Consider the following 3,062-nt stretch of genomic DNA (forward strand, 5'->3'; position numbering starts at 1 on the left):
GCGGGCTCGTGGGAGAACTCCCTCTGAGCCCTGCAGTATCAGCATGCGGCGCGGGCGGGCTCGTGGTAGAACTCCCTCATGTCGACGGATGTCGCGGAGCGGGCGAGGCCCGGTTCGTCGCGCGCGCCGACGGTCGGCGGGCTCGTCGGACTGCCCGTGCTCAGGGTCGCGCTCGTCGGGCTCGCGGCGCTCGCCACCTGGTTCGCGCTCGTCGCAGCGGGCGAGCAGGCGCCGTTCCCGCCCGGCATGCTGTTCGCCGCCGCGACGATGCTGCCGGTGAACGTGCTCTCGATCATTCTCGTGCGACGGGCGTTGCACCGTTCGGGTCAGCGGGCGCGCGATCTCATCGACTTCTCCTGGCGACGACTCGGTCGCGACGTGCTGTGGGGGCTGCTCTGGCTCGCGGTCATGTGGCTGCCGTTCATCCTCGCGGTCATGGCCGTGATGTTCGCCCTGCACGGCGGCTCTGCGCTCGAGCACTTCGACCGGGTCTTCTACGACGCGGATGCCGCGCCGCCGGTGAACCGGGTCGGGCTCACGGTGCTCGCCATCGTCTCGGTGGTGTCGTTCGCGCCGCTGAACGCGCCAGCCGAGGAGCTGATCTACCGCGGCTACTCGCAGTGGGGTCTCGAGCGGCGCTGGCCGCCGTTCTGGGCGATGGTCGTGCCCGCGGCGATCTTCGCGCTGCAGCACGTGTTCTACGCCGCGACCGCCGACGCGGTGCTCGTCTACCTCGCGGCGTTCTTCGTCTGGGGCATCGGCTCGGCGCTCATCGTGCATCGGCAGCGACGGCTGATGCCGATCATCATCGCCCATTTGCTCGTCAACCTCATGACGAGCGCGCCGGCGCTCGTGCTGCTCTTCCTCCCTGACGCCGCGTTCGCCACCTGACGACACCTGATTTCCGCCGCTGCGGGTCCGCCGCATACGGTTGCCGCATGGGCGAGCGCGACGTCGAACACGAGTGGCACGAATGGCAGCGGAGGCGCTGGCGGGCGGTGTCGGCCCCGTACGGCACGGCCGCGCTTCGCCACACGCATTGGCTCACCACGCATCCGACCGAGTTCGCCGGCGCGCCGGGCCGCTGGCGCCTGCAGAGCGGTGCGGTCGTCGGTGATTCGCTGCCGAACGGTGATTCCCCGCGCCTCGCGCCGGGCGACGAGCTCGAGTTCGACGTCGTGCGTCTGCGTGCCTTCGAGCGCGACGGCTCGCTCGCCCTTCGCATCATCGATCCGGATGCCCCGAGCCGCACGAGCCTCGACGGCATCGAGGTCTACCGGTTCTCGCCCGAGCGCATCGTGACGGGGCGGTTCACGCCAGCGGCCGTCGGGGCGACCCTCGACATCACCTCGGTCGACGGTCACGCGTCGAGTGGCGTGCTGGGCGGCACGATCGCCCTCGAGATCGACGGCGTGCCGGTCTCCCTCACCGTCACGCGCGACTCGAACGGCCTCTCTGCGGTGCTCGCCGACGCCACGAGCGGCGACGAGAGCTATCGCTTCCGGTTCCTGCGCGTGGCCGAGCCCGATGCCGATGGCGCGGTGGTCGTGGACTTCAACCGTGCGTACCTGCCGCCGTGCGCGTTCTCCGACGAGTACGTGTGCCCCCTGCCCCCGCCCGGCAACCGCTGGCCGGTCGCGCTGCGAGCGGGGGAGCGCCTGGCGGTGCGGCATCCGCACGCCGACCTCTCGAGCGAGGCCGCCGCCTGATTCGCGGCGAGCGAACCGCCTGTCGCGACGCACCGCTCCATGGTGGGATGAAGCATGACTTCTGTTCCACGCATCCAGCTCAACGACGGCCACTCGATTCCGCAGCTCGGCTTCGGGCTCTTCAAGGTCGATCCGACCGAGACCGAGCGCATCGTCACCGATGCGCTCGAGATCGGGTACCGGCACATCGACACGGCGCGCATCTACGGCAACGAGGCAGGCGTGGGTGCCGCGCTCGCCGACTCGGGCATCCCGCGTGAAGAGCTGTTCATCACGACGAAGCTGTGGAACGACGACCAGGGCACGCAATCGGTGCTCGACGCATTCGATGCCAGTCTTGAGCGGCTCGGGCTCGACTACCTCGACCTCTACCTGATCCACTGGCCGGCTCCGGCCAATGACCGATACGTCGAGACCTGGAAGGCGTTCGAGCAGCTGCGCGAGAGCGGGCGGGTGCGATCGATCGGCGTCTCGAACTTCCTCGTGCCGCATCTCGAGCGGCTGCTCGCCGAGACCGACGTCGTTCCCGCCGTCGACCAGATCGAGCTGCACCCGGCGCACCAGCAGCCGGCGACCACCGCGCTCGCCGAGGAGCACGGCATCGCGATCGAGGCGTGGGGCCCGCTCGGCCAGGGCAAATACCCGCTCTTCGAGCTGCCCGAGGTGGCCGATGCAGCTGCGACGCACGGCAAGAGCCCCGCACAGGTCGTCGTCCGCTGGCACCTGCAGCGCGGCCACATCGTGTTCCCGAAGTCGAATCGCCGCGAACGCATGGCCGAGAACTTCGAGGTCTTCGATTTCGAGCTGACCGACTCCGAGGTCGAGGCGATCACGGCGCTCGAACGTGACGGTCGCGTGAGCGCGCACCCCGACGACGTGAACTGAGCGGATGTCGCGGAATCCCCGTGTTTCGGCGCGACACGCCCGGGATGCATGCCGGATTTGCCGGGGTGCGGGGATCCGCGTAAATTCTTACTCATCGCCACGGCGGTGCGGGAAGCGGCTGAGAGATCAGGGCTTCCCGGCCGAGACGGCGAGATTCTTAGCCAAATAGCCTCGAAGTCGCATTGCGACTCGGTGATTTCAAGCCTAAGATGAAACTCCCACTTCAGAACGAACATGGCTCTCGAGTCGTGTTCTTGTTGTGTCAACAACCGCTGAGTGACTTCGAGAGATCGAAGCCGGCGCGTGAAGTGGTATGGTAGATAGGTTGCCCTGAGGGCAAGCCGATATGGCTGAAACTCAGGTGCGTCCGTTCCTTGAGAACTCAACAGCGTGCACTATGTTCAATGCCAATTTTATTGAACCCCAGCTTGCTCCTTTGGAGTGGGTATGGATTCCTTTGATTGATGG

General features: G+C 67.4%; 3 protein-coding genes. All 3 read left to right on the top strand.

Translation table 11 applies throughout. The features are described from left to right. Positions 1-78 precede the first annotated feature (78 nt). From H521_RS25300 to H521_RS0120450, 3 genes are read left to right on the top strand one after another with little or no spacing between them, the layout of a single operon-like run. Positions 79-891: a CPBP family intramembrane glutamic endopeptidase gene (locus H521_RS25300; RefSeq protein ID WP_022894859.1), complete on the top strand. Its 813-nt coding sequence runs from the start codon at positions 79-81 to the stop codon at positions 889-891. A 47-nt stretch (positions 892-938) separates the two neighbouring features. Beyond that, entirely contained in the window at positions 939-1,709 is a 771-nt protein-coding gene (locus tag H521_RS24720; RefSeq protein ID WP_022894860.1) for a DUF1684 domain-containing protein, read from the top strand. Between the two features lie 54 nt (positions 1,710-1,763). Further along, positions 1,764-2,594: an aldo/keto reductase gene (locus tag H521_RS0120450; protein WP_022894861.1), complete on the top strand. Its 831-nt coding sequence runs from the start codon at positions 1,764-1,766 to the stop codon at positions 2,592-2,594. Positions 2,595-3,062 lie beyond the last annotated feature (468 nt).

This window comes from Agromyces subbeticus DSM 16689 (genome assembly GCF_000421565.1).
GTDB lineage: Bacteria > Actinomycetota > Actinomycetes > Actinomycetales > Microbacteriaceae > Agromyces > Agromyces subbeticus.